The organism is Leptolyngbya sp. FACHB-671 (assembly GCF_014695745.1).
Lineage (GTDB): Bacteria > Cyanobacteriota > Cyanobacteriia > Elainellales > Elainellaceae > JAAUTN01.
On record NZ_JACJOV010000043.1, the window covers coordinates 1 to 23,469 of the forward strand.

The window sequence follows — 23,469 nt, forward strand, 5'->3', positions numbered from 1 at the left end:
TGCACAAGGTCATTCGTTGGGTCTTCGGGGTCTTGCATTCGCAGAAGCCCTTTGACCCCAAACTGACATAACTCCTCAACCTGCTTGACTTCAACCTACATGCACAGTATCTATAGATGCCGCTACTCTACAAACAGATCGGGTATCTGATACAGCCCCTCTGCCTTCCCTACAGGCTCACTCCAGCCGTGCCATTTGTTGCACTCCCGTTAGATGAAGCAATCTGTGGGGCTAGTTAAATACCTTATGGTGAGTTCACTCTAGCCCTGCCCCTTAAAACGCGAGATCCGTAGATCTTTGTAATTTGATGAAAGCTTTAACGGCGATCGCTTTTTCCTCCGTAAATTCCTCCTTTAATACCAAGTCCCTAAAGTAGAGCAACAGATTGGGTAGGGGCGTTTCGCGAAATGCCCCTACAAGAGTACCTATGTGTAGTCCAAATTTGAAGAATTGGTATAACTCAGGCTTCCAAGATGACTTCAAATGCCTCCGAAGCTAATGCAAATGCTTTCAAAGCCGCTTCAAATACCTCTGAAGTTGATGCAGATGCCTCTAAAATCACTTCAAATGCTTCTGAAGTCATTTCAAATGCTTCCGAAGTCACTTCAAATACCCCTGAAGCCACTTCAAATGCCTCCAGAGTCGTTTCACACCCCTCTAAGGTCGCTTCGACAGTCCCCAAAGTTACTTCTAATGGTCTCCCAAAATCTCTTTAAAAACCTTCAAAGTTAAAGTTGCAGGTATAGCTACCAGGAGCACCTCCATGTCTGATCGTGTTTATGATGTAGTCCTTTACGGTGCCACAGGTTTTGTTGGGAAGCAGACCGTGCAGTACTTTGCCCGTCATGCCTCTGCTGAACAGGTGCGATGGGCGATCGCTGGACGAAACCGCCAGAAATTAGAGGCTGTTCGAGATCAGGTAGGGGTAGGGGTGGATGTGCTAGTTGCTGACAGTCAAGATCAGCAGGCAATTGATGCGATCGCCTCTCAAACCCGAGTACTGCTCACTACTGCCGGACCCTTTGCTCTCTGTGGCAATGCCCTTGTTGCTGCTTGCGTTCGGTTTAGGACTCATTACGTAGACATTACGGGAGAAACGCCTTGGGTCAAAACGTTAATCGATCGCTATCAGACTCAGGCAGCCGCCGATGGCACACGCATCATTCCCTGTTGTGGCTTTGATTCTGTCCCATCTGATCTCGGCACTTACCTCGTCGTTCGTCACCTGCAACGAGAGTTGGGTGTGCCTTGCAAACAGGTGAGTGCCTATTTTCAAGCAATTGGTGGCTTTAACGGTGGCACATTAGCATCGGCGTTTAATCTCTTTGATTCACCAGGGGCAGCTCAGATGAGTGACCCCTTCCTGCTGTCTCCCTCCACATCTCATACTCAAGCCGAAATTGATCGCAACCGTGACCCACAAACACCATCCTTTGATGCAGACCTTAATACCTGGGTTGCTCCCTTTTTCATGGGACTTGTGAATACTCGTGTTGTCCGCCGCAGTGGTGCACTGTACCAGGAATGGCAAGAACCCTATGGTCCTGACTTCAGCTATCAGGAATATCTCAAGCTTGATGAACCCCTATCGTGGCTAAAGGCAACTGGTGTTACTGCGGGACTCGCTCTGTTTGTTGCAGGTTTGCAACAACCGCAGATGCGATCGCTTCTGCAACCTATTCTGCCTCAACCCGGTAGCGGACCTTCTGAGCAAACGATGAATGCAGGCTGGTTCTCTTGTGAGTTGGTGGGCACTGCTATAGATGGACATAAGGTGCGAGGACTGATTCGAGATCAGGGCGATCCTGGAAATCGAGCGACGGTCAAGTTTGTTTCTGAATCGGCATTGAGTCTGGCGCTCCAACCCGATGAAATACCAGGTGGTCGGATGCGGGGAGGAGTTCTCACTCCAGCAACCGGGCTAGGTGATGTTTTGGCAGAACGGTTACGTCGCGCTGGAATGACCGTAGCTGTGAGTCCATTGTCCTAGTTGCTAGTGATTGCTTCGCCAGTTGCTATCATCAACCGTCTTCAAGCCCTTGTGTTATCGTCGAAGAGGTCGCGTCAATCCGAGGAAGTTATGGTTAGGCGGGTAATGATTTGCTTGGGAACACTGGGCATTTTGGCAACCAGCGCTATATCTGTAGAGGCTGCCACTGATCTTCGTAGCGTTGACTCAGCGGCACTAGGAACTAGCAGGAGTTTACCCTGGTCTGAGCCTGTTCAGATTAATGATCCCTTTGAGGGTAACTTTGTTGGCGTGTTTGACCGCAACTATTTCTACGGCAGGTTTCTCAACACGACTACCCGAATTGAGGTACAGAGCCTTTGGAGTCCAGAGTCGGTGCGGTTCCTGTTGGTGACTCGCGATCGCGATTGTTTGAGCCAACCCTTCCACTATGGTCTCTCGTCTGACTTAGGCTGTTCAGAGTTTAACAACGCCCGGAATATCACTGAGCTGTTTATCAGAATTAATGATCAGGTGTTTCAAGTTTCAGGACAAAACAGCACCTTTCCAGTTAGTAGTGAGTTAGCTCAAGCATTGCAAACCGCGCCACAGGGCAATGTCAGCATTCGACTGGTGACGGAAAGCGGGGAAACAATCGACAGCGAAATTGGGCAGGAAACAGTCGAAGCATGGAGAACTGTGTACACGCCTCAAACTGATAATGTATCAAGTAACAAGCTCAATGTTCGTTGATGGTTAAAGTTGCAACAATCAACATCTTATTTGACCTAGAAGAATGGACACAGCGACGGGACCTACTGGTCAAAGGACTGGCTGCACAGAATGCTGATTTAATTGCTTTGCAGGAGGTCGTCACATTACCGGAAGATACAGGAGCCTGGCTTGCAGAAGAACTGGATATGCCCTACGTGTATTTCGTTCCTAAAGCCAACCATGAAGAGAATTCTCTATCTGAAGGAATCGCAATTCTTAGCCGTTATCCGTTCGTCCAACAGGAAATGCTCGTGTTAGAAGGGCAGAACCGTGTTGCCCAGTATGTTCAGGTTGTGGTGGATGGGCAACCCTTTGTCCTCTGCAATGGACATTATTACTGGTACCCCGGTTCTCATCCGGGTCGGGATATTCAAGTGCAGCAGATTTTAGATTGGCTAGGACAGCTTCCACCAGAACTACCTGTTGTTGCAGTCGGAGACTTTAACGGAACTCCAGAAACCTCAGCGATCGCCCTTATGCGGCAACAGTTCACGTCTGCTTATGCCGCACACCATGGTCAGGAGCCAGTCTATACCTGCCCTACTCCCCTGGTGCGACGCAATTGGCAGAAAGTGCTGTGGCACGCTTTCCGTAATTTGCGCTTCAATCGCACACTTCGTCCTTGGCGAGGTACCTTGGATTACATTTTTGTGAATCATCATCTGCGGGTCAAGAATTGCCAACTAATTTTGGATCAACCCGCTTCTAACAGTCGTACTCTTTATCCTTCTGACCATTTCGGTATCATGGCTGATTTGGAAATCCTCCATTAGTTCAACGCATGAACCAGCGTTGAACTAATGGAGGAAAAGGTTGATCCAACCTGAACTTAAGTTTGATCCAAACTAATACCTCAGATTAGCTGACTATTGATCAATATGTTGCCTAAACTATAGACCCTGAATGGACTACAAATTTGATTTAGTCCCCTAAATTGAGGTCGTAGTGAAGAAGACAACCCAGAGTTACTTCACCGCGCTGCTCAACTTGAAGCCTTACCCAAAAGTTGGCGTGACTATATTCCAACGGTAGCGGGGTGTTCTCTAAATTGAGTGTGCGATCGAGATTGCAACATTCCTGTACACCATCACTAACACTAACTTACGAATCAACAACTTGTTTCCTTGGAGCCAACAATGACAATCAACCGAGATGGACTTTTAGTTGAACAAGGTCAAGGGCATTCGTACTGGTTTGGTCAAGACCTCTATATTTTCAAGGCAGTTGGTGAAGATACAGGTGAAGCTTATGCGCTTTGTGAGGTTGTTGTTGCACCTCAAGGGGGTACTCCTCCCCATCGGCACAACCGGGAAAATGAATCGTTCTATGTGCAAGAGGGAGAGATTGAATTTCAGCTTGACGAGCGTACCCTTGTTGCAACAGCAGGAACCTTCCTCCATTCGCCCAAAGGTCAGCTTCATCGATTTACCAACACTACCGCTGTACCTGCCAAAATGCTGGTTTGGGTGACACCCGCAGGGTTTGAGAAATTTATTGCCGAAGTTGGAAAGGCGGTGAATGGTCAAATTACATCTGCCTCACCCTTGAGTCCTGAAGATTTAGATAAAATCCTCACCACTGCGCCTAAGTATGGCATCGAGATTATTCCCCCACCTCCTGAGCAAGCTTAGTTACTGGCTCGACAACAGTTTGATGCAATAAGTATATATCTCTGTAAAAGACATAATGACAACTCAAAATGTAACCATTTCAGCCTTTTCTGGAGGCAGTTTTAGCGCCTATCTAGCAATACCCGATACTCAGCCACATGCGGGAATTGTGCTGATTCAAGAAATTCTTGGGGTCAATGATAATATGCGGCAGACTGCTGATGCTTATGCCAGAGAAGGCTATTTGGTGCTCGTGCCAGATCTGTATTGGCGGCTAAACCCCGGTATACAACTCGACCCTGAGAAGCAGGATCATTGGGCTCAAGCTTTTGAGTTACTCAAAGCGTTTGATATAGATAGTGGTGTAGAAGATCTGAAGGCGAGTCTGTCTTTTCTAAGGCAGTATCCTAGCAGCACCGGTAAGGTCGGCAGTGTAGGCTTTTGTTTGGGCGGCAAACTGGCATATTTTATGGCAACTCGTAGCGATGCCGAGGCCAATGTCAGTTACTACGGTGTTGAGATTGACCAAAATTTAGCAGAGGCGACAAAGATTCAGAAACCGTTGATCTTGCACATGGCTGCAAATGATGAATATGTGTCACCAAGCGCTCAAACCACTATTCAGCAAGGGCTGAAAGACAATCCTCTAGTCACAATCTACCGCTATGAAGGCGTGAGCCACGGGTTTAGTCGCATCAATAGTTCTGCTTACCGCAAAGAAGCCGCAGAATTAGCGGGCGATCGCACGTTGGCGTTCTTAAAACAGCATTTACGCAATGGGGTCAACGTGTAAGAGCCTATTAGTGATGCAATCTGCGCTTCGCGATCGCAAACTACATCCGTTAATTTCTCAAATCGGGACTGCAATCCATTCCTGTCTAATCAGCGCCATTATTGGGCGTATTCCAGAAATAAGAAGGTAAGTATCTGTGCCAAAAAGAAACACCAGTTTTGACAGTAAAGGGTTAAAGTGTTCCGTCACCTTTTACACTCCAGATAAAGCCGCATCTGGTCAGCGTTGTCCTGCGATTGTTATGGCGCATGGCATTGGCTTGACTAAAGAAATGGGTTTGCCCCAGTTTGCTGAGCGCTTTGCTCAAGCTGGGTTTGTCGTCACGCTGTTCGATTACCGCTACATGGGTGCCAGTGAGGGAGAGCCTCGTGGACAAATGCTGCCTGCTGAGCAGCACGAGGATTATCGCAATGCTATCACCTGGACCCAACTCCAAAGGGAAGTTGACCCTGAACGCATCGGTGTTTGGGGCTTCTCCTATAGCGGTGGTCATGTGCTGCATCTGGCAGCATTCGATCGGCGCGTCAAAGCTGTTGTGGCACAGATGCCTACGGTGAATGCGTTTCTCAACTCCCGTCGCCTGACTTCACCCCTTGAACTCGATGGACTGACAACGTTGCTTTCACAAGACCGAGTCAAACGGTATCAAACCGGGGAAGTGAGTTACTTTCCCCTGGTTGCTCCACCCGGACAACCGAGCTTCCTGCCGACACCCGATGCATACACCTGGGTTGAATCCGCGAAAAACGCCAGTGAAGGAAGATGGGAGAATCGTATTACCTTTGAATCGATCGAACACTGTCTCTATTACGAACCCGTTCCTCACCTTGAGGCGATCTTTCCCACTCCGCTATGTCTAATTACAGGCGAGAAGGATTTTCTAGCATCTCCTGATTTAACCGCTGCTGTCTATGCGCGTGCAATGGAGCCGAAGTCTTTCACCATCTTGAAGGGTGGACACTTCGACGGTTTCCAGGGACAGGGCTTTGAGATTGCCAGCACAACTGCCGTGAAATGGTTTGAGAAATATCTGAAACAGGTTGAAGCTTCTGTTTTGGAAGTTGCTGCTGCTTAACGATTTATGCGATCGCCCGCCAAAACTAGTTAAAGACATTCCTCCCACTCAAAGGAGATATAAATGGACACACAACACTACGATGACATTATTATCGGTGGTGGCAAAGCCGGTAAAACCCTGGCACCCGCACTCGTCGCAGACGGACGCAAAACTGCTCTGGTGGAACGCAGCTTAACCATGATTGGGGGCTCGTGTCCTAATATTGCCTGCATTCCCAGCAAAACGATGGTGGCAAGTGCAGCGACAGCAAATACGGTGCGAAACAGTGCAGCCTATGGCATTCACACGGCACCGCCCACAGTTGATATGGCGGCAGTGATTCAGCGCAAGCGCTCGGTCGTGCAGTCTTTGCGACCCATCAATCTCAACATATTGAACACTGCATTGGGAGACAATCTGATTATTGGCACGGCTCGCTTTGTGGCACCTAAAACAATTGAAGTGGCAACCGATGAGGGAACAACTCGCTTACTCACCGCAGAACGATTGTTTATCAATACAGGTACGCGACCGCTGATTCCATCGGTGCCGGGACTCAAAGAAGCTGGGTTTTTGACCAGCGAATCGATCATGGAGCTAGAACAATTACCAGAACATCTGATCGTGCTGGGAAGTGGCTACATTGGGTTGGAGTTTGCCCAGATGTTTCGGCGTTTTGGCTCTCGCGTCACTGTGATTGGGCAAAGTGGGCAAATCCTGTCACAGCACGATCCAGATATTGCGATCGCCGTGCAAACGCTGTTAGAGCGAGACGGCATTGACTTCTTGTTGAAGGCGAAGGTGTTGAAAGTCGATCGCACTGGCAATGCTACTCAACTTCAGATTCAAGTTGGCGATCGCCAGGTAAGTCTCGAAGGGTCACATCTGCTCATTGCGGTCGGTCGTGCGCCCACCACTGATAGCTTAAACCTGGCTGCTGCGGGTGTGGCAACCGATGCACGCGGATTCATTCCAGTTAACGATCGCCTGGAGACAAACGTACCGAATATCTGGGCGTTAGGCGATATCAATGGGGGACCGCAATATACCCATGTGGCGCTGGACGATTATCGGATTGTCAAAGCGAATCTGATTGATGGCAGCAACCGCAGCACGAGCGATCGGGTGGTTCCCTCCAGCCTATTCATCGAGCCAGAACTGGCTCAGGTAGGTCTGACCGAAACCCAAGCACGACAACAAGGGTATGCCATCCGAGTGGCAAAGTTGAATGCCTCAAACATTATGCGAGCAGTAACAGAGGGTCAAACCACTGGACTGATGAAGGCGATCGTGGATACTGAAACAGGTCGGATTCTCGGTTGCACCCTGTTTTGTCATGCAGCGGGTGAAGTGATTTCGACCGTGCAAATGGTGATGCAAGCGCAGATGCCCTATACCGTTCTGCGCGATGGAATTTTGACTCATCCCACAATGACTGAGGGGTTAAATATCCTGTTTTCAAAGGTGTAAGAAGGCAGCCATTGCAGGCACTTCACAAGGGTACGTTCTCATGTTTTCGTGACCCGTGCAGACGGTTCTTTCAAACTCAACAACTTTAGGATTCACCATGAACAAACTAGAAGGAAAAGTCGCTCTTGTTACAGGTGGTACGAGTGGCATTGGTCTTGCGACTGCCAAGCGTTTTGTCGCTGAAGGTGCTTATGTCTTCATCACAGGTCGTCGCCCAACTGAACTCGATGCTGCCGTTAAAGAGATTGGTAAAAATGTCACGGGTGTTCAAAGCGATGTCTCCAATCTGACAGACCTCGATCGCCTGTTTGCCACAATCGAGCAGGAGCAAGGACACCTCGATATACTCTTCGCCAATGCTGGCGGTGGTGGAGTCGCCCCACTTGAAGCCATCACCGAAGAAGAGTTTGATAAAACGTTCAACACTAACGTCAAAGGTCTGCTATTCACCGTGCAGAAGGCACTACCACTATTGCCAGAGGGTGCTTCTATCATTCTGACTGCCTCGACGGCTTCTACCGTTGGCACTCCAGCCTTTAGCGTTTATAGCGCGACCAAAGCTGCTGTGCGATCGTTTGCCCGCAATTGGACACTCGACCTTAAAGGGCGCAAGATTCGGGTGAATGCTATCAGCCCTGGCGTAGTTCCAACTCCTGCCTATAATCATTTGGGACTGAGCGGTGAACAAGTACAAGAATTCGTGGATAGCCAAGTTGTCACCATTCCCTTAGGACGAGTCGGCACACCTGATGAGATTGCCAAAGCTGTTGTTTTTCTCGCCTCAGACGACAGCAGCTTTGTCAACGGTATTGAGCTGTTTGTTGACGGTGGTATGGCACAGATTTAAAGCGTCCTAACAGAAAGGGAGATTACAACATGAATAGACTCACCCTCAAGCACAGCATCCGTCTACTTCTAATCGTCATACTCTTTGTCGGAACCCTTGTGATCACTTCTCTAGGAGCCAATATGAATCCTGCTAGCGCACAAGATAGCAAGCCCACTATTGTTCTCGTTCATGGTGCGTTCGCTGACTCTTCCGGTTGGAATGGCGTATTGTCCGAGCTGATTCCAAAAGGTTATCCGACAGTTGCGGTCGCCAATCCCCTGCGCGGAGTCAGGAGTGACGCAGATTATGTCGCTAGCGTCCTTCAGAATATCGAAGGTCCCATTGTACTGGTTGGGCACTCCTATGGAGGCGCAGTGATCACCAATGCGGTGAATGATAACAGCAACGTGAAAGCACTAGTCTACGTTGCTGGCTTTGCTCCTGATACCGGTGAGACTGCCATCGAACTCTCAGGACGTTTTCCGGGAAGCACACTCGGACCGACACTCGCACCGCCCATTGTATTGCCGGATGGCGGGAAAGACCTCTACATTCAACAGGACAAGTTCCACGCACAGTTTGCCGCCGACGTGCCCGCCAGCGACGCGCAACTGATGGCAAGCACTCAGCGTCCGATCACGGAAGCCGCACTGAACGAACCTTCTGGTGAGCCTGCATGGAAGTCTATCCCGTCCTGGTTTATCTATGGCGATCGCGACTTAAATATTCCCGCAGCAGCACTATCTTTCATGGCGGAGCGTGCTAACTCAAGGGAGACGGTCGCTGTAGATGGCGCGTCACATGTCGTGATGATTTCCCATCCAGATGCCGTTGCCGAGATCATTGAGCATGCTGCGATCGCACAGTAGAGAAGTCTGAATGCAGCTTAATTCTGCAATCAGTGAATGAGCCTGCGGATATCGAGCCGTAGTTATGTACGTTGTAAACATCATTGGAGAACTTTGATCATGAGCCAAGCCACAAATCCAGCCGATCCAACCCCTCAAGATCTTGAGAAGAAATTGGCTCTACTGCGAAAACTGAGAGATGAATTAGGCAGCGGTGATACGATTCGTCGTCTTTTCTTTGGAGATTTAAGACCGATCGCACTTCAACCGGGAGGAGCAGGTACGGTTGTCCATCTCTACAACCAAGCCAACGATGTCACGATCGCCTATTGTGCAACCTACGATGTGTTTCTAGCAGCACGGCTTGGGCGAGTTACAGAATTTGATCCGGCTGAAATCAAATAAGGATGTTACAGCATTCTCCATCTGCGTGAGGTAGAGGGAGGTCAAGCTCCACCTCCCTTTTACTGAACTTACGCTACACGAGCGTTGCGCTCACCCAACAACTCAAATGCTTAATCATTGAAAGAATCGGCTACAGATTAGCGTTAGAAGGCATTACTGCAACTGATCTATGACTGAATCAATATAAGGTGATATTACATGAAAGGGAAACATGTTTTGTTAACAGGCGCAACAGGTGGACTTGGTTTGGGTGTAACGCCGGTTGTGTTAGCACAAGGGGCTAACCTAACAATTCCATACCGTCGGGTTCAAGATCTCGCTCGCCTAAAAGCATCGTTGCCTGCTGATGACATAACTCGCATCACTGGTGTCTCTGCTGATCTTCAAGATGAGCGGTCCGTAGAACGCTTGGTGAACAACATGCCCAAAGTGGATATCTTAATTCATCTCGTTGGTGGCTTTGCAATGGGCAAAACTCATGAGTATCCATTTGCCGACTGGCAACGAGACTTTAATTTAAACCTCAACTCAACCTTCTTAGTCTGCAAGCACAGCCTCCGACGAATGCTGGAACAGAACTATGGACGGATCGTAACAGTCGGATCAAGAGGTGCAGTAGAACCCAGCGGACAACTCGCCGCCTACGGTGCTTCAAAAGCAGGAGTGGTTGCTCTGACTAAGGCGATCGCAGATGAAACGAAAGGCACAAATGTTACTGCCAACGTTGTTCTACCTAGCATCATCGATACACCGACCAACCGAGCTGCGATGGGAGCTGAAAATGCGCACACATGGGTTAAGCCCGAATCGTTAGCTCAAGTCATTTGCTTTCTGGCATCTGAAGCAGCGCAAGATGTCCGAGGGGCAGCAGTTCCAGTTTATGGCAGTGCCTAGTGAGGGTTAGAGATTAGACATGCGCGATGAATCAGAAACGATGTTGTTGCCGTTCCTTAGTTCTCCGGGCAGACGGTCAGATAACTCAGTGAATTCTGCCTGACAGGGCTAGGTGGGTTAGCAACCAGAATGATCTCTCCAGCAGAACTGACCTGCCATTCAGTAGCTTCGGTAATTGAGGTAGGAGTGAGGGAAGGAGAAGGAGACGCAGAGACGCGGGGAGAGGTTGCGACAGATTCTCCGCGCCTCCGCGTTTCCGTGTCCCTGTGTCCTCCCCCTCCAGTCACGACCAGTCGCCGCCGATCGCTCCATCTTACATCCTCGTCAAGCTGCTGTTCTGGCGTGGGAGGCAAGCCTCCGCGACCGCTGATAATGAAGGAGTTGCCCTCGTCAGCAAAACAGCCGTGGACAATTAACTGAGATGAGTCCTCTAAACCTGTAGACAAGGACAATAATCCAGCAGTCGGGTCTGCGCCTATGGTCGTGACATCGATCGCCCCACTCAAGGCGGAAGTTGCACCGGTTGCGGTGATGTCGCTTAAAGGCGTATCTTGTGGGCGAGGCTGGATACCAAAGATGCCAGAAGCATTAACCAGGATATTGCCACCACGAGCGTTGATAGAATCGGCGCTAATGTCGCTATTTTCAGGGGGCACGGCAGCGATCGCACCTGCATCAAGCCGAATGTTGCCGCCGTTGCCATTGCCACCCGCTGAGGTCGTAATTTGACTGTTGTTTCGTAGCAGCAAGACATCTTGCACATTCAGGTCAAGATTTCCCCCTTCACCGGATGTAGTAGCCGCAGTAATCGTACCGCCACGATCTAGAGAAATGGAGTTGGCGTTCACCCGCAATGTGCCAGCGTTTCCAGTTCCTTCGTTGTTGACAGTGACGATCGCACCATTACTGATGCTTAAACGGGGCGTGTTAATGGTTAGATCGCCCGAACTTCCACTAGGTCTGTCGGGCAGTCCGAAAGCTTGCTGTTGGGATTCAGGCACAATAGAGGCAGCCGAACCCACATAACTTGGAAGACCAGGACCTACGGGGCGACCACTAACTTCCACAGATTCTCTGGCATTGATTGTGAGACTGCCTGCGCGGCCAGTTGCTAGGGTTGAAGACGCAACAGCTCCTCCATTCTGAATTACTAGTCTTCCAGCGTTGACGATGACTTGACCTGCATCTCCGGTACCCAGAGTAACAGCAGTTATACTACCTGGAACGGAAAGGCTGCTCTGTCCAATCAGTCTTATGAAGTCAAGAGCATTTACTTTTACATCTCCGCCACGACCACTTCCATACGTTAGTGATGATATGCTTCCTCCATCGAGGAGTGTTAGTTGCCGTGTTGATACAGCAACATCTCCTGCCGCTCCAGAGCTAAAAACACTACTGCCGATGCCGCTAACTATAGAAGGATTAATGGATGAAACTCCGATGACTTGTATTGAATCAGAGGCTCGCGTAGTTACATCGCCTGATCTACCAGAACTGAAGGAAATCGCAGCAATCTGTGCCCCATTTCGAAGAGTTAACTGCCGAGTTGAAACTGTAATATCTGCCCCACTTCTAACGCCCACACTTTGGCTATCTAGTCCACCTCGTATTCCACCATTTGGGCTGGTTCCAGCTAGTTCTAGAGCCTGGACAGCATTCACGCTGATGCTCCCTCCTGCTTGAGTCCCTTGGTTTTCAACAAATAGCAGTGAGCCACCTGTTAGCGAGACTTGCTGCCCTTGCACCTGAATTGAGCCACCCCCACTTGCGTCAGCTAACGCCTGTTGAGATAAATGAATATTGTCAAAATCTTTCACTCCTGAGTAGCTCAAGACCAAGCCATCATCAAAACTGACTTGTCCAGTACGCACGCTTCCTAACTCAACTCGTCCTTGCTCCGCTGTCAGGACACCACCATTAATGTTTATACCTCCTCCAATTAAGACGAGGGACTGCCCAATTGGCACTCGCAACCCCTCTGGATTAACGCTTCTGACAATACGAGGGGAAGCAAGAGGGGGTGAAACAGATAAATCGTATCCATTCCCCTGCACTTCAATTTGTCCTGGATTTGCTCCCATCTGCAAGCCAACCGGAACACTAACGGTCAACAGTGGTGCTGTTTGAGGATTTGTGGCACTGTATTGAAATTGATCGGCAAAGTTAATGCTGTCGGCAGTGCTGGCAATAAAGGAACCCCCAATATTGAGTGATGCATTAGGTCCAAACAGAATGCCATTGGGGTTGAGCAAAAACAGATTTGCTGTGCCATTAGCTCGAATCAAGCCATCAATCTCCGAGACTGAGTCACCTGTAACCCGGCTGAAGATGTTCTGCACATCAGCCGCATTGTTGAAGTAGGCAGACCCGCCAGTAGGAATTGAAAACTGGCTGAAGCTGTGGAACAGATTGCCCCCTCGCCTTGCTCCACCATCAATTTGAGCATTGGCATCGCCTGTGATTTGCGATCGCTCCCCCGCAGGCAGCGTATTATCTGGGATCACTTGGGCGGCGATCGGTTGAGAACAAACCAATACTCCTAAGGCACTACCCAGCAAAACCCCTACATTTAGACACCACTTGCTCATCCGGTCTTGTCTCCAGCATTCGATCGTTCAGCACAAAAACTTTTCCCTTTCACACCTCCGTTTGCTGTAGTTGTGCGGCATTCTTCGGTATCGCTGAACACAGACACAAGACGCGAATGTAGATTCTTTTAGTAGAGATGTTGCACGAAACACCCCTACGCAATTCATGTATTCAGTCAGCAATGCTCATTCTTTAACATTTCTTCGGTTTTTACCAGTTAAGTTAATTAGGTTAATCCCTAACTTGGGGGTGTGCTGCTGAATCGCACTCTAGAACTTGTCAAACACCCTGTATGAGCCTGACATAAATTGCTGCATCTTAATAAAGTTTTTATAACAGTGTTCTAAGTTGAGCATTTATATTCTGCTTAAACTCCATGCGCGTTTTAGATGACTCTGACACCACCGCAAAAGACTAGATCCTACCGGGGAGCCGTCCTGACCATGCAAGGATGGGAAAGGCTTCAAGCTGCCAAAACTGAGGCTGAGTTGAATGAGAATGCTGGGGAGCGCTTCACTCAAGAAGAACTCAGTGAACGCATGGATCTGTCTTTAACCACAATTTCTAAAGTGTTTAGACGCTCAGCCCCCGTTGATGAACAGTCTTTGCAGCGTGCCTTTCGAGCCTTTGGGCTGAAGCTCAACAAGGATGACTATACTCGACCTGGTGCAGCGATCGAGTCTGTTGTTCAAGGAGAGAAGTATCAGCGAGATTGGGGTAACATCATCGACACATCTCTATTGTGCGGACGTGATGAAGAACTCCTGTGTCTCAAGCGGTGGATCTTAGAGGAACATTGCCGCCTTGTCCTGCTACTGGGCATTGGTGGGATGGGCAAAAGTACGCTTGCTGCCAAGCTGGTGGAGCAAATTGAAGCTGAGTTTGAGGTTGTGGTGTGGCGATCGCTACAAAATGCCCCGCCCTTTGAGGAGTGGTTAGAGAGCGTGCTGCCCATTCTGCTGCAAGTTCAGGGAAAGGATATCGCTGTACCCGCTAGCCTGGACGGAAAACTGCTGAAGCTGATGGAGGGACTGCGCTCTCGTCGCTGTTTGCTGATCCTGGACAATGCCGAAGCTATCTTGAGTACAACCTGGCAGATGGGACAGTACCGAGCAGGCTGTGAAGGATACGGTCAACTGTTCAAGGAGGTTGGAGAAGTCGTTCACCAGAGTTGCTTTCTGCTCACCAGCCGCGAGAAGCCTAGAGAAATTGTGCCACTTGAAGGAAAGGGACAATCAGGTCGAACGTCTTCTCGTCGCACTTGCGCTTCGCTGTCGCTCAAGGGACTAGATGTAGAAGCTGGACAAGAACTGTTTCGCCACAAAGGAGAATTCACTGGCACGGAGCATGAGTGGGAGCGATTAGTAGCACACTATGGCGGCAACCCTTTAGCGTTGAGACTGGTGGCAGCCACAACTCAAGAATTGTTTAATGGCAGAATCGTTGAAGTATTAAAGTGTGTGCAGCAGGGGTTTGCCGTTTTTGATGACATTCGCGACTTGCTCAAACGCCAGTTCGATCGCCTCTCTGACATTGAGCAGGAAATGATTTTTGAGTTAGCGATTAATCGGGAGCCCGTCTCGCTAGCTGAATTAAGTCAGGATGTTATCCCCACAATCTCCAGAAGCAGACTGCTAGATGCAATACAGTTATTATTGCGGCGATCGCTAATTGAAAAGGAAGGTGAGTACTTCTTTCTTCAGCCTGTCGTGCTGGAGTATGCCACCCATCAGTTGGTTCAGTGCGTTTCTCAAGAAATTACTAATCAAACACCACAGCGACTCCGAACTCATGCCCTGATCAGAGCACAAGCAAAAGATTATGTTCGAGAGATGCAAAAGCGACTGATTATAGAGCCAATTGCTGAGCAACTGCTGATCCAGTTTGGTAGCTCTCAAGCGATCGAGCAACAGTTGAAAGTCATGCTGAAGCACCAGCAGCAATCACCCCAGTCACACTATGTCGCGGGAAACCTGCTCAACTTGCTGGTGCATTTGCAAAGTGATTTATGTGGCTATGACTTTTCAGAGTTAGCAGTGTGGCAGGCTGACTTACGGCAGGTCAACTTGGCAGGGGTCAATTTTTGCAATGCTGACTTGGCAACCTCTGTGTTTACTCAAACCTTAAGTGGGATTGATTCAGTCGCTTTCACTCCAGATGGTAAACAATTGGCAACAGGTGGTGTCGATGGAAAAATAAGTTTCTGGCAGGTGGCAGACGGAAAGCAACTGTTGACGCTGCAAGGACATCAGAGTTGGATCTTATCCGTCAGCTTTAGCCCCGATGGCGAGATGCTTGCTAGTGGTGGTGAAGACTTCACCATTCGTTTGTGGAATGTCGCATCCGGTCAATGCCTCAGAGAACTGGAAGGGCACAGGAATTCTGTATTCTCCATCAGCTTTAGCCCTGATGGTCAAACGTTAGCTAGTGGTGATGAGGACTCTACCATTCGCCTCTGGGATGTGGCATCCAGGCAATGTCTTAAAACATTAGAAGGACATACGGGCCGGGTTTGGTCGATCAGCTTTAGCCCTGATGGTCAGACTCTTGCCAGCGGCAGTAATGATGCAACCATTCGCCTTTGGAATGTGCAGAACGGTGAGTGTTTCAAGACCTTGCAGGGACAAGCGGGTGGAATTCGCTCAGTCCATTTCAACGCAGATGGTCAAACGGTCGCAGGTGGTGGCGATGATGCAGCCATTCACCTTTGGAATGTGGAGAGCGGTCAATGTTTTAAAGTACTGCAGGGTCACACAGGTGTTATCCAATCCATTAGCTTTAGCCCTGATGGTCGAACGATCGCCAGCGGTAGCTTTGATTCTTCGATTCGTCTATGGAATGTGGAAGACGGTCAGTGCCTCAAGATGCTGCATGGTCATAGCCAGGCAATTCGATCGGTCAACTTCAGCCCGGATGGTCAGACTCTTGCCAGCGGCAGCTACGATTTCTCGATTCGTTTATGGAACGTGCAGCGGGGTCAGTGCCTCAAAGTCTTACGGGGAAACTCATCTGGAGTCCGCTCCATTCACTTCACTCCGAATGGTCAGTCTTTAATCAGTGGCAGTACAGACCACTCCATTCGTTTGTGGAATGTGCAAAAAAGTGAGTGTTTGAGGGAATTTCAGGGTCATGCAGGTTGGATTCACTCTGTCAGTTTGAGTTCCGATGGTCAGTCTTTAGTCAGCGGCAGCACAGATCAAACTGTGCGGTTGTGGAGTATGCAAAAGGGGCGGTGTTTAAGAGTATTTCACGGTCACACATCCTGGGTTCTCTGCGTCAATTTCAGTCCGGATAGTCAGACGATCGCAAGCAGCAGCCAAGATACTACAGTGCGGTTGTGGGATGTGCAAAGTGGTCAGTGCCGCAATGTGTTGCGAGGTCATTCGGCTTGGGTTTGGACAGTTGGCTTCAGCTCTGATGGTCAGTCTTTAGTGAGTGGCGGCAGCGATCGCACGGTGCGTCTGTGGAATGTACAAAACGGTCAGTGCCGCAAGGTATTGCAAACTCCCAGTGGAGTTTGGTCTGCCCGCTTTAGCTCCAATGATCAAACATTAGTCACTGGGCATTTTGATGCGGCTATCAGGCTATGGAATAGCCACAGTGGTGAGTGTCTTAAGACCTTTCAGGGACACACCGGTTGGGTCTGCTCAGTTAACTTCAGCCCGGATGGTCAAACTCTAGCAAGCAGCAGTTGGGACGCTTCGATTCGCTTATGGAATTTGCAAAGCGGTGAATGCCTCAAAGTCTTACAGGGTCACACAGGAGCAGTCTACTCCATCAGCTTTAGCCCCAATGGTCAGGTGATTGCTAGCGGCAGTCATGATGAGACTATTAAGCTATGGGATGTAAAAACAGGACATTGCATCAGAACGCTGAGAGCCGATCGCCTCTATGAAGGGATGAATATTTGGGGTGTTCATGGGTTGACCGCCGCGCAACAAGCCACATTGAGGGCATTAGGAGCAGTCGAATACTGATCCAATCTGTTAGTCCTCAGATTGGGTAAGAGAGAAATGTATTCTACTTTCATCGGTTCACTGCTTGCCGTGGCAGGCGATCGCCTGATTCAACGAATGCTGCACTGTGAGGACAATTAGGTGCAAAATTTTAAGCTTTTTTACCTTACTATTAATCTATCTTGGTGAGACAGCTCATTTCAGTATCATTCGTACTATACGAACTTAGGTTTGATGTAGCTCTAACCTTAAGTTTGATGTAACCCCAATGCTACAGGCTGCCTGACGATTGATCATTTTGTTACTTCAAATATAGACTCTGCATTGATGACAAATTTGGGTTTATTCCCTAAATTATGACTATGCAAAGGATTGTAGAAAAGGGGAAACCTCATAGTACTTCAGTGTAGTGAGTAATTTTTTCCTTTCTGCCACTATCTTCCTCACCCTCTGAAAATCAGCTTGGATTACTGGGGAAAGCGCTAGGCGATCGCGGGTAGTTGCATTGATCAACATCAAGTTTTGTAAGAGGTTCCCATGCAAAGAGTAGAACATTACTCATCAACTTATTCAACGCCTGTTCACGGACTTTCAGCTCGTGAATTGGAAGTTTTGAAACTCATGGTTGAAGGTCAAAGTAATCTTGAAATTGCAGCCCATCTATATCTGAGCCAGCACACTGTAAAGACTCATGTACGTAGCATCTTCAATAAACTTGGAGTTGGTCATCGTGTACAGGCTGCTGTGATCGCTTTGCGTCAGGGGTTAATTTAAGAGATAAAAGTTGCGGGTTCTCCCTTCAGAACACACTCACGCTTGTTTCAAACGCTGTAAGCGGACGGGGTAAGAACTGTAGAAGATTAAAAGGGCGTTGCTAAATGCGGGTATGATTTACGGACTCAATTCCCTCTGTAGGGGCATGGCATTGCCATGCCCCTATGAAACTCATATATCGTCGATATGACAGTACTATTGCTGGAGGTAAGCAGAGACTGTCGCTGTCGCGAATCGGCAAATGTCACTGTGATTAAATAGGGATTACTGCACAGAAACACTTGCTGTCACAGCAGAGGTTGCTGCTTCAATAATTAAGTTGGCAACCTCTCTGGGTTGGGAGATATAGGCCACATGGCTGGCTTTGATTTCAGTTGTTTTAGCACCAATCCGGTCTGCCATAAATCGCTGAAGCTCAGGGTTAATAGCCTGGTCTTCCTGGGACACCAGATACCATGAGGGAATTGTTTTCCAAGCTGCGCTGTCTAATGATTGTCCAAAGGCTAGACTGGCAGGAGGTTTTTGCGTTACTGCCAACACTCGCGCCTCAACTGGTGACACGTCTTTGGCAAAGACTTCGTGAAACTTCTCACGATCAATGTAGAGAAATCCGGCTGTATCCGCAACAATTGCTGTGGCAAGCGGCGGTGGCGGAAATTTGCCAATTAATTGACCAACACTTTCGCCCGGACCCAATGCCCAACCAGCGATATAAACCAGTGCTTTCACTTGTGGGTTGCCATCCGCTGCCCCTGTAATTACGGCTCCGCCATAGGAGTGACCGACCGCTACGACGGGTTCCTCTTGGGCATCAATCACGCGTTTGGTTGTGGCAACGTCGTCTGGCAGAGAGGTAAGAGGATTTTGCACAGCAGTCACGGTATAGCCAGCCTGTTGTAAAAGCGGAATGATGTGTTGCCATGATGTAGCGTCAGCCCAGGCACCATGAACAAGAACGATCGACGGTTTATCTTTAGACATAAGGGTTACTCCTTCTGGGTGAATGCTTTGTTCCTATTGAATTACTGAAATCCTTAAAATGGGCTTTGTTGCCCGCACAATTAACTTGAAACTGGTGAGATAACTAGCTAGCTGCGTTTGGTGTTATGCCATTACTGCTACAACCTCGTCTGTAGACAGAACTTGATTGGCGATATATCCAAAGTTGATCAGTGCTGCTTTATAGCCATCGCCTAGCTCTGGGTGTCGCGGAGCAGCAGTTGCATCCTTGACGACAAGTACTTCAAAACCTTGCTCAATCAAGTCACGCAAGTGCGCTTCAACACAAATATTTGCCAACATTCCCAGGAGAATGACTTTACTGATGTTGCGCTTACGCAGTTGTAGAACGAGATCGTTGCTCTGTGGTCCATAGGCTTTGTGAGGGCTAACCACAATGGTTTTGCCATCCTCAATGAAGGGCTTATAGCGATCAAGCCAATCAGCACCCGACCCCAAGAAACCGTCAAGGCTCAACGCACCCTTGCGATCGAATTCCCTGGACTCCAGCATCATGCGCTCCACGGTTCCGGCAAATTTCCAGCCATAATCTGTGGGGTAATAATAATGGGGGGAGATAAATACTTCAAATTCATTCTGCTTAGCAGCTTTGAAGATCCGCTCGATGTTTTCGATGGTCTGATTTTCCTTTACACTATCACCCACCAAATCCCAGGAGACACCTTCTCCATCTAAGACATCGTTTTGTGGATCAATGACAACTACTGCGGTGTCGTTTTTGTTGATGTTCATGTTTTTTCTCCTTGCCTGTTAATATTCATAATTTTTTCCTGAATGCAAGAACTTAACCCTCGCCGTTCGATATCTCACACTGTTGGAATGGTTCCACCGTCAATGACAAACTCAGACCCGTTGATGTAAGAAGCGCGATCGGATACCAGGAAAGCAACCAGTTCAGCAACTTCTTCAGGGCGACCCGGACGACCCATTGGAATTCCTCCGAGTAACTTCATCAGCCCAAGTCTTGCAGTCTCAAAATCTGTTCCTGCATTTGCAGCTAATTTCTCAATCCGTCTTGTGGTAGCCGATGTCTCGATGTACCCGGGAGCCACCGTATTCACTCGCACGCCTTTCGGGGCAACTTCTTTGGAAAGTCCTTTGCTGTAGTTGGTTAACGCTGCTTTTGCCGCAGCTAATGGCAAGGTTGCAAAAAGCGGTAGGGTGCGTTGGATAGAGGAGATATGAATGATGACGCCTGAACCTTGTTCTAGCATGTGGGGCAGAAACGCCCGATCTAATCGAACAGCAGCAAACAAATTGGCGTTGAATGTCTGCTGCCAATCTTCATCACTGAGGGCAAGTGCGCCACCCGTGGGTGCTGAAGAACCACCCACATTATTAATCAAGATGTCTACACTGCCGAGATGAGCGAACACTTCCTTGGTCACTTTTTCCACACCGTCAGACGTGCTGATGTCAGCCTGAATGAACAAGTCCGGTGATTGCAATTCGTCAGGCTTTGAGCGAGCGGTTGTCATGACTTTTGCACCCGCTTGCCTCAGACGAGTGACGATCGCTTCTCCCATACCTTTGGTTCCGCCTGTTACCAGCACTCTCTTGTGAGATAACTCATTAGGATCAATCTGGATTGCTGTCATGAGTCTAAGCTTCTCGTTGGAGTACAACTTTGCCCAACGCCTGACCGGATTCAGCCCGTTGGTGTGCCTGAGCCACTTCAGAAAAATTGAATACTTTGGTATCCAACAAGGGGTGTACCTGTCCTGCATCCACCAGTTGAGCCACTTGGGTCAGAATCTCTCCCTGCCGCGATCGCCCCACTCCATAGAGTATGGGAATGAGCCGATAAACCAGATGCAGAGTGAGTCCTTTGGTATGAAATAGGGTGAGATCTTGCTTAGAGGTAGAAACAACGAAGATGACGCGGAGAGGGGGGGACGCGGAGACTCCAATCACTGTTCTGGTTCACCGTCTCACCGCCTCACCGCTTCCTATTGCAGATATTTCTTCAGTTCAGCAGCGGCTTGGACAAAAAGAGAACGGACTGATGGAAGCTCTGCTAAACCGTTAAGCAATCCGAAGTCATGAATCATACCGTTGTAGCGCACAGTTGTCACAGGTACTCCAGCTTCATCTAGCTTGCGTCCATACGCTTCGCCTTCATCGTGCAAAATATCGCTTTCGGCAATTTGAATTAATGCTGGAGGCAAACCTTTGAGCTGCTCAACCGTAGCTTGTAAGGGAGAAGCATAGATGTCTTTGCGCTTTTCTGGGTCAGCGATGTACATGTCATACATCCACTTCATCAAAGGTGTGGACAGGAACCGTTTGTCACCAAATTGGTGATACGAATCCGTTTCAAAATTAGCGTCCACAATCGGCCACATCAAAATTTGCAGCTTAATGTGCGGACCTCCCTTTTCTTTCGCCATCAATGTCGTTACTGTTGACATGTTGCCGCCGACGCTGTTTCCCACGATCGCCAGATTTTTGCCATCAACTCCAATTTCCTCACCGTGCTCGGCAACCCATTTGGTCGCAGCATAAATCTCATTAATCGCTTGTGGATATTGAGCATCTGGCGTGCGAGTGTAGTTGACAAAAACCCCCGAAAACCCTGAAAGCACAACCAGATCACGAACCATGCGCTTATGCGTTGGATAATCGCCTAACACCCAACCGCCACCATGAATAAACATGAAAACCGGCAATATGCCTTTGACTCCTTCAGGTCGGACGATATTGAGTGTAATCGAATAACCGTCAGCGGTAATCGTCTTCTCAGACTCTTCAATGCCTGAAAGGTCTACGTTAACAGAAGCCTGTGCATCCACGAGGACTTGACGCGCTTCGAGTGGAGTTAATTTCTCTAACGCGACACCTGCTGAGTTCAGCCCCTTCAAAAATTCCTTCGTTCCCTGGGAAAGACGTGGATCATCTGCAACTTCCAAAATTTTCACCGCTTGTGAATTTACTTGAGCAACCATGACGTTCTCCTTTTGTTGATAAATAGTGAACAATCTGTTGAAGTGGCACGTTCAACTGAATGACTTAACAGTATTTGTTGATGAGCAATGATTGTAGACAATGCTTAAGCGATAGCAACGTGAGAGTTTGCAAATTTCCTTAAACTGCATTTTCATGGCTGGGATTTAGCGAACAACGATCCCAGTCCAAGGTATGGTTTTAATGGAAGAACCTCAAACTTTAAAACTCCTGCCTGTGCCATTGGGAACTGTGTAGCAATCTCTTGCATCACCTCTAAAGTTGGAGCTTCACACATGAGAACAGCACCACTCATGTCTGCGATGTAGTAGACCGAGCGCACAATCTCAGCAGAGTATTGTTGCCACACCATTTCTGCCTCAGCTTTGACGTAGGGCAGCACTTGTTCCATTGCCACACCTTCAGCAGCTCGCGCTAATACTAAAAATTGCATTCTGCTTTCCTTGAGTTTAGAAATACTTGTGAAGTCAAGAACGGTATATGCTTCAAGGCATTGCTGAATACGGGTATGATTCATGGGTCTCAATCCCCTCTGTAGGGGCATGGCATTGCCATGCCCCTACAAAATTCACACGTTAGATCAGCGATGCCTTCTTCAGCTACAAAGGTACGAGAAGAGAAATCAAAGTAGCGTTTTTTGCTCTTATCAGGCAGGAACGGGTTGGAGTCGTGATGCAAGGAATTGGGTAATATGCTTTGCGATCGCATCCCCATCTTCTTCCAGGGCAAAATGTCCGGTATCGAGTAAATGGAGCTCAACGTCTTTCAGATCGCGCTGGTAGGGATAAGCACCTTCGGCAGGGAAGATGTAGTCATTCTTGCCCCAGACAATCAGAGTGGGTGGCTGATATTTGCGGAAGTACTCTTGCCATTGGGGATAAAGTGGTGGATTGGTGCCATAGCTATACAGCAGTGTTAATTGAATGTCAGCGTTTCCGGGGCGATCGAGGAAATGTTGATCCATCGTCCAGGTATCCGGGCTAATCACCTCAGGATTGCGAACGCCGTTGGTATATTGCCATTTCGTTGCATCCAGGGTCACAAGGTATTTGAGCTTGTCCGCATTCTCAGGAGAACGATCTTGCCAATATGCCTTAATTGGGTCCCAAAACTCCCGCAGACCTTCCTCGTAAGCATTCCCGTTCTGCACAATCAGGGATTGTACCCGCTCTGGATATTTGGCAGCAATCCGATAACCAATGGGAGCACCATAATCCATCACGTAAAGACTATATTTTTTAAGGTCGATCGCAGTAATAAACTTCTCCACGATCTCAGCCAGGTGGTCAAACGTATAGTCAAATTCATCCACGGTTGGCATCGAACTGTTGCCGTAGCCTGGATAGTCGGGTGCAACGAGATGAAATTTATCCGCAAGCGCAGGGATCAGATTGCGGAACATGTGAGAGGACGTTGGAAAGCCGTGCAGCAGCAGAATGGTCGGATTATCACGAGAGCCAGCTTCCCGGTAGAAGATATCTAAACCATCGATCGAAACGGTGCGATATGTAGTCATGAAATTACTCCTTGTTTATAGT

The 23,469-nt window shown here is 48.6% G+C and carries 22 protein-coding genes and 1 pseudogene; 14 read left to right on the forward strand and 9 right to left on the reverse strand.

Annotation, left to right across the window (positions count from 1 at the left end; translation table 11 throughout):
- Positions 1–460: 460 nt before the first annotated feature.
- The gene (locus H6F93_RS02445) at positions 461–682 is read right to left on the reverse strand and encodes a hypothetical protein (RefSeq protein WP_190678948.1); all 222 of its coding nucleotides are present in this window, start codon (positions 680–682) and stop codon (positions 461–463) included.
- A gap of 81 nt (positions 683–763) precedes the next feature.
- Between H6F93_RS02445 and H6F93_RS02450 the strand changes: the two genes are divergently transcribed.
- The 12 genes and pseudogenes from H6F93_RS02450 (at position 764) to fabG (ending at position 10,628) form a co-directional block, all read left to right on the forward strand.
- Entirely contained in the window at positions 764–1,990 is a 1,227-nt protein-coding gene (locus tag H6F93_RS02450; RefSeq protein WP_190678949.1) for a saccharopine dehydrogenase family protein, read from the forward strand.
- 90 nt (positions 1,991–2,080) lie between these two features.
- Positions 2,081–2,701 (forward strand): hypothetical protein, encoded by a 621-nt coding sequence (locus H6F93_RS02455; RefSeq protein ID WP_190678950.1) that lies wholly within the window; start codon positions 2,081–2,083, stop codon positions 2,699–2,701.
- Positions 2,701–3,495: an endonuclease/exonuclease/phosphatase family protein gene (locus H6F93_RS02460; RefSeq protein ID WP_190678951.1), complete on the forward strand. Its 795-nt coding sequence runs from the start codon at positions 2,701–2,703 to the stop codon at positions 3,493–3,495. Before H6F93_RS02455 ends, H6F93_RS02460 begins: the two co-directional genes overlap by 1 nt.
- 183 nt (positions 3,496–3,678) lie before the next feature.
- Positions 3,679–3,774: pseudogene (locus H6F93_RS35000) on the forward strand (3-alpha domain-containing protein); the annotation flags it as partial.
- Positions 3,775–3,858: 84 nt separating this feature from the next.
- The gene (locus tag H6F93_RS02470; RefSeq protein ID WP_190678952.1) at positions 3,859–4,353 is read left to right on the forward strand and encodes a cupin domain-containing protein; all 495 of its coding nucleotides are present in this window, start codon (positions 3,859–3,861) and stop codon (positions 4,351–4,353) included.
- Positions 4,354–4,408: 55 nt separating this feature from the next.
- Positions 4,409–5,125: a dienelactone hydrolase family protein gene (locus tag H6F93_RS02475; protein WP_190678954.1), complete on the forward strand. Its 717-nt coding sequence runs from the start codon at positions 4,409–4,411 to the stop codon at positions 5,123–5,125.
- A gap of 136 nt (positions 5,126–5,261) precedes the next feature.
- Positions 5,262–6,200, forward strand: coding sequence for an alpha/beta fold hydrolase (locus H6F93_RS02480; RefSeq protein ID WP_190678956.1), 939 nt, complete (start codon positions 5,262–5,264; stop codon positions 6,198–6,200).
- Between the two features lie 63 nt (positions 6,201–6,263).
- Positions 6,264–7,652 carry a mercuric reductase gene (locus tag H6F93_RS02485; RefSeq protein ID WP_190678958.1) on the forward strand — a complete coding sequence of 463 codons (1,389 nt, stop codon included), beginning with the start codon at positions 6,264–6,266 and terminating at the stop codon, positions 7,650–7,652.
- A 97-nt stretch (positions 7,653–7,749) separates the two neighbouring features.
- Entirely contained in the window at positions 7,750–8,499 is a 750-nt protein-coding gene (locus H6F93_RS02490) for a glucose 1-dehydrogenase (RefSeq protein ID WP_190678960.1), read from the forward strand.
- A 29-nt stretch (positions 8,500–8,528) separates the two neighbouring features.
- On the forward strand, positions 8,529–9,350 hold the full coding sequence (locus H6F93_RS02495) for an alpha/beta fold hydrolase (protein WP_190678962.1): 822 nt from the start codon (positions 8,529–8,531) through the stop codon (positions 9,348–9,350).
- A 99-nt stretch (positions 9,351–9,449) separates the two neighbouring features.
- A complete protein-coding gene (locus H6F93_RS02500) occupies positions 9,450–9,734 on the forward strand; it encodes a hypothetical protein (protein WP_190645761.1) in 285 nt (94 codons plus the stop codon).
- Positions 9,735–9,932: 198 nt separating this feature from the next.
- Positions 9,933–10,628, forward strand: coding sequence for a 3-oxoacyl-ACP reductase FabG (gene fabG / locus H6F93_RS02505; RefSeq protein ID WP_190645760.1), 696 nt, complete (start codon positions 9,933–9,935; stop codon positions 10,626–10,628).
- 56 nt (positions 10,629–10,684) lie between these two features.
- On the opposite strand, the gene H6F93_RS02510 is transcribed toward fabG, so the two are convergent.
- Positions 10,685–13,216, reverse strand: coding sequence for a two-partner secretion domain-containing protein (locus H6F93_RS02510; RefSeq protein WP_190678964.1), 2,532 nt, complete (start codon positions 13,214–13,216; stop codon positions 10,685–10,687).
- A gap of 390 nt (positions 13,217–13,606) precedes the next feature.
- Here H6F93_RS02510 and H6F93_RS02515 point away from each other — a divergent pair, with 390 nt between their 5' ends.
- The gene (locus H6F93_RS02515; protein WP_190678966.1) at positions 13,607–17,194 is read left to right on the forward strand and encodes a WD40 domain-containing protein; all 3,588 of its coding nucleotides are present in this window, start codon (positions 13,607–13,609) and stop codon (positions 17,192–17,194) included.
- A gap of 516 nt (positions 17,195–17,710) precedes the next feature.
- Positions 17,711–17,947, forward strand: a complete 237-nt coding sequence (locus tag H6F93_RS02520; protein WP_190678968.1) for a response regulator transcription factor — start codon at positions 17,711–17,713, stop codon at positions 17,945–17,947.
- Positions 17,948–18,211: 264 nt separating this feature from the next.
- On the opposite strand, the gene H6F93_RS02525 is transcribed toward H6F93_RS02520, so the two are convergent.
- The 7 genes from H6F93_RS02525 to H6F93_RS02555 form a co-directional block, all read right to left on the reverse strand.
- Positions 18,212–18,928: an alpha/beta fold hydrolase gene (locus H6F93_RS02525; protein WP_190678970.1), complete on the reverse strand. Its 717-nt coding sequence runs from the start codon at positions 18,926–18,928 to the stop codon at positions 18,212–18,214.
- A 123-nt stretch (positions 18,929–19,051) separates the two neighbouring features.
- Positions 19,052–19,699, reverse strand: coding sequence for a cysteine hydrolase family protein (locus H6F93_RS02530; protein ID WP_190645755.1), 648 nt, complete (start codon positions 19,697–19,699; stop codon positions 19,052–19,054).
- A 74-nt stretch (positions 19,700–19,773) separates the two neighbouring features.
- On the reverse strand, positions 19,774–20,565 hold the full coding sequence (locus H6F93_RS02535) for an SDR family oxidoreductase (RefSeq protein WP_190678972.1): 792 nt from the start codon (positions 20,563–20,565) through the stop codon (positions 19,774–19,776).
- Positions 20,566–20,569: 4 nt separating this feature from the next.
- Positions 20,570–20,881 (reverse strand): zinc-binding dehydrogenase, encoded by a 312-nt coding sequence (locus H6F93_RS34505; protein ID WP_190678973.1) that lies wholly within the window; start codon positions 20,879–20,881, stop codon positions 20,570–20,572.
- 35 nt (positions 20,882–20,916) lie between these two features.
- Positions 20,917–21,912 carry an alpha/beta hydrolase gene (locus tag H6F93_RS02545; RefSeq protein WP_190645752.1) on the reverse strand — a complete coding sequence of 332 codons (996 nt, stop codon included), beginning with the start codon at positions 21,910–21,912 and terminating at the stop codon, positions 20,917–20,919.
- A gap of 152 nt (positions 21,913–22,064) precedes the next feature.
- Positions 22,065–22,448, reverse strand: a complete 384-nt coding sequence (locus H6F93_RS02550) for a YciI family protein (protein WP_199313441.1) — start codon at positions 22,446–22,448, stop codon at positions 22,065–22,067.
- A gap of 129 nt (positions 22,449–22,577) precedes the next feature.
- Positions 22,578–23,447 carry an alpha/beta fold hydrolase gene (locus tag H6F93_RS02555; protein WP_190678974.1) on the reverse strand — a complete coding sequence of 290 codons (870 nt, stop codon included), beginning with the start codon at positions 23,445–23,447 and terminating at the stop codon, positions 22,578–22,580.
- Between the last annotated feature and the right edge of the window lie 22 nt (positions 23,448–23,469).

Coding starts and splice junctions, on each gene's coding strand:
- H6F93_RS02450 (WP_190678949.1), top strand. CDS start 764: ATGTCTGATCGTGTTTATGATGTAGTCCTTTACGGTGCCACAGGTTTT.
- H6F93_RS02455 (WP_190678950.1), top strand. CDS start 2,081: ATGGTTAGGCGGGTAATGATTTGCTTGGGAACACTGGGCATTTTGGCA.
- H6F93_RS02460 (WP_190678951.1), top strand. CDS start 2,701: ATGGTTAAAGTTGCAACAATCAACATCTTATTTGACCTAGAAGAATGG.
- H6F93_RS02470 (WP_190678952.1), top strand. CDS start 3,859: ATGACAATCAACCGAGATGGACTTTTAGTTGAACAAGGTCAAGGGCAT.
- H6F93_RS02475 (WP_190678954.1), top strand. CDS start 4,409: ATGACAACTCAAAATGTAACCATTTCAGCCTTTTCTGGAGGCAGTTTT.
- H6F93_RS02485 (WP_190678958.1), top strand. CDS start 6,264: ATGGACACACAACACTACGATGACATTATTATCGGTGGTGGCAAAGCC.
- H6F93_RS02490 (WP_190678960.1), top strand. CDS start 7,750: ATGAACAAACTAGAAGGAAAAGTCGCTCTTGTTACAGGTGGTACGAGT.
- H6F93_RS02495 (WP_190678962.1), top strand. CDS start 8,529: ATGAATAGACTCACCCTCAAGCACAGCATCCGTCTACTTCTAATCGTC.
- H6F93_RS02500 (WP_190645761.1), top strand. CDS start 9,450: ATGAGCCAAGCCACAAATCCAGCCGATCCAACCCCTCAAGATCTTGAG.
- fabG (WP_190645760.1), top strand. CDS start 9,933: ATGAAAGGGAAACATGTTTTGTTAACAGGCGCAACAGGTGGACTTGGT.
- H6F93_RS02510 (WP_190678964.1), bottom strand. CDS start 13,216: ATGAGCAAGTGGTGTCTAAATGTAGGGGTTTTGCTGGGTAGTGCCTTA.
- H6F93_RS02515 (WP_190678966.1), top strand. CDS start 13,607: ATGACTCTGACACCACCGCAAAAGACTAGATCCTACCGGGGAGCCGTC.
- H6F93_RS02520 (WP_190678968.1), top strand. CDS start 17,711: ATGCAAAGAGTAGAACATTACTCATCAACTTATTCAACGCCTGTTCAC.
- H6F93_RS02525 (WP_190678970.1), bottom strand. CDS start 18,928: ATGTCTAAAGATAAACCGTCGATCGTTCTTGTTCATGGTGCCTGGGCT.
- H6F93_RS02530 (WP_190645755.1), bottom strand. CDS start 19,699: ATGAACATCAACAAAAACGACACCGCAGTAGTTGTCATTGATCCACAA.
- H6F93_RS02535 (WP_190678972.1), bottom strand. CDS start 20,565: ATGACAGCAATCCAGATTGATCCTAATGAGTTATCTCACAAGAGAGTG.
- H6F93_RS02545 (WP_190645752.1), bottom strand. CDS start 21,912: ATGGTTGCTCAAGTAAATTCACAAGCGGTGAAAATTTTGGAAGTTGCA.
- H6F93_RS02550 (WP_199313441.1), bottom strand. CDS start 22,448: ATGAATCATACCCGTATTCAGCAATGCCTTGAAGCATATACCGTTCTT.
- H6F93_RS02555 (WP_190678974.1), bottom strand. CDS start 23,447: ATGACTACATATCGCACCGTTTCGATCGATGGTTTAGATATCTTCTAC.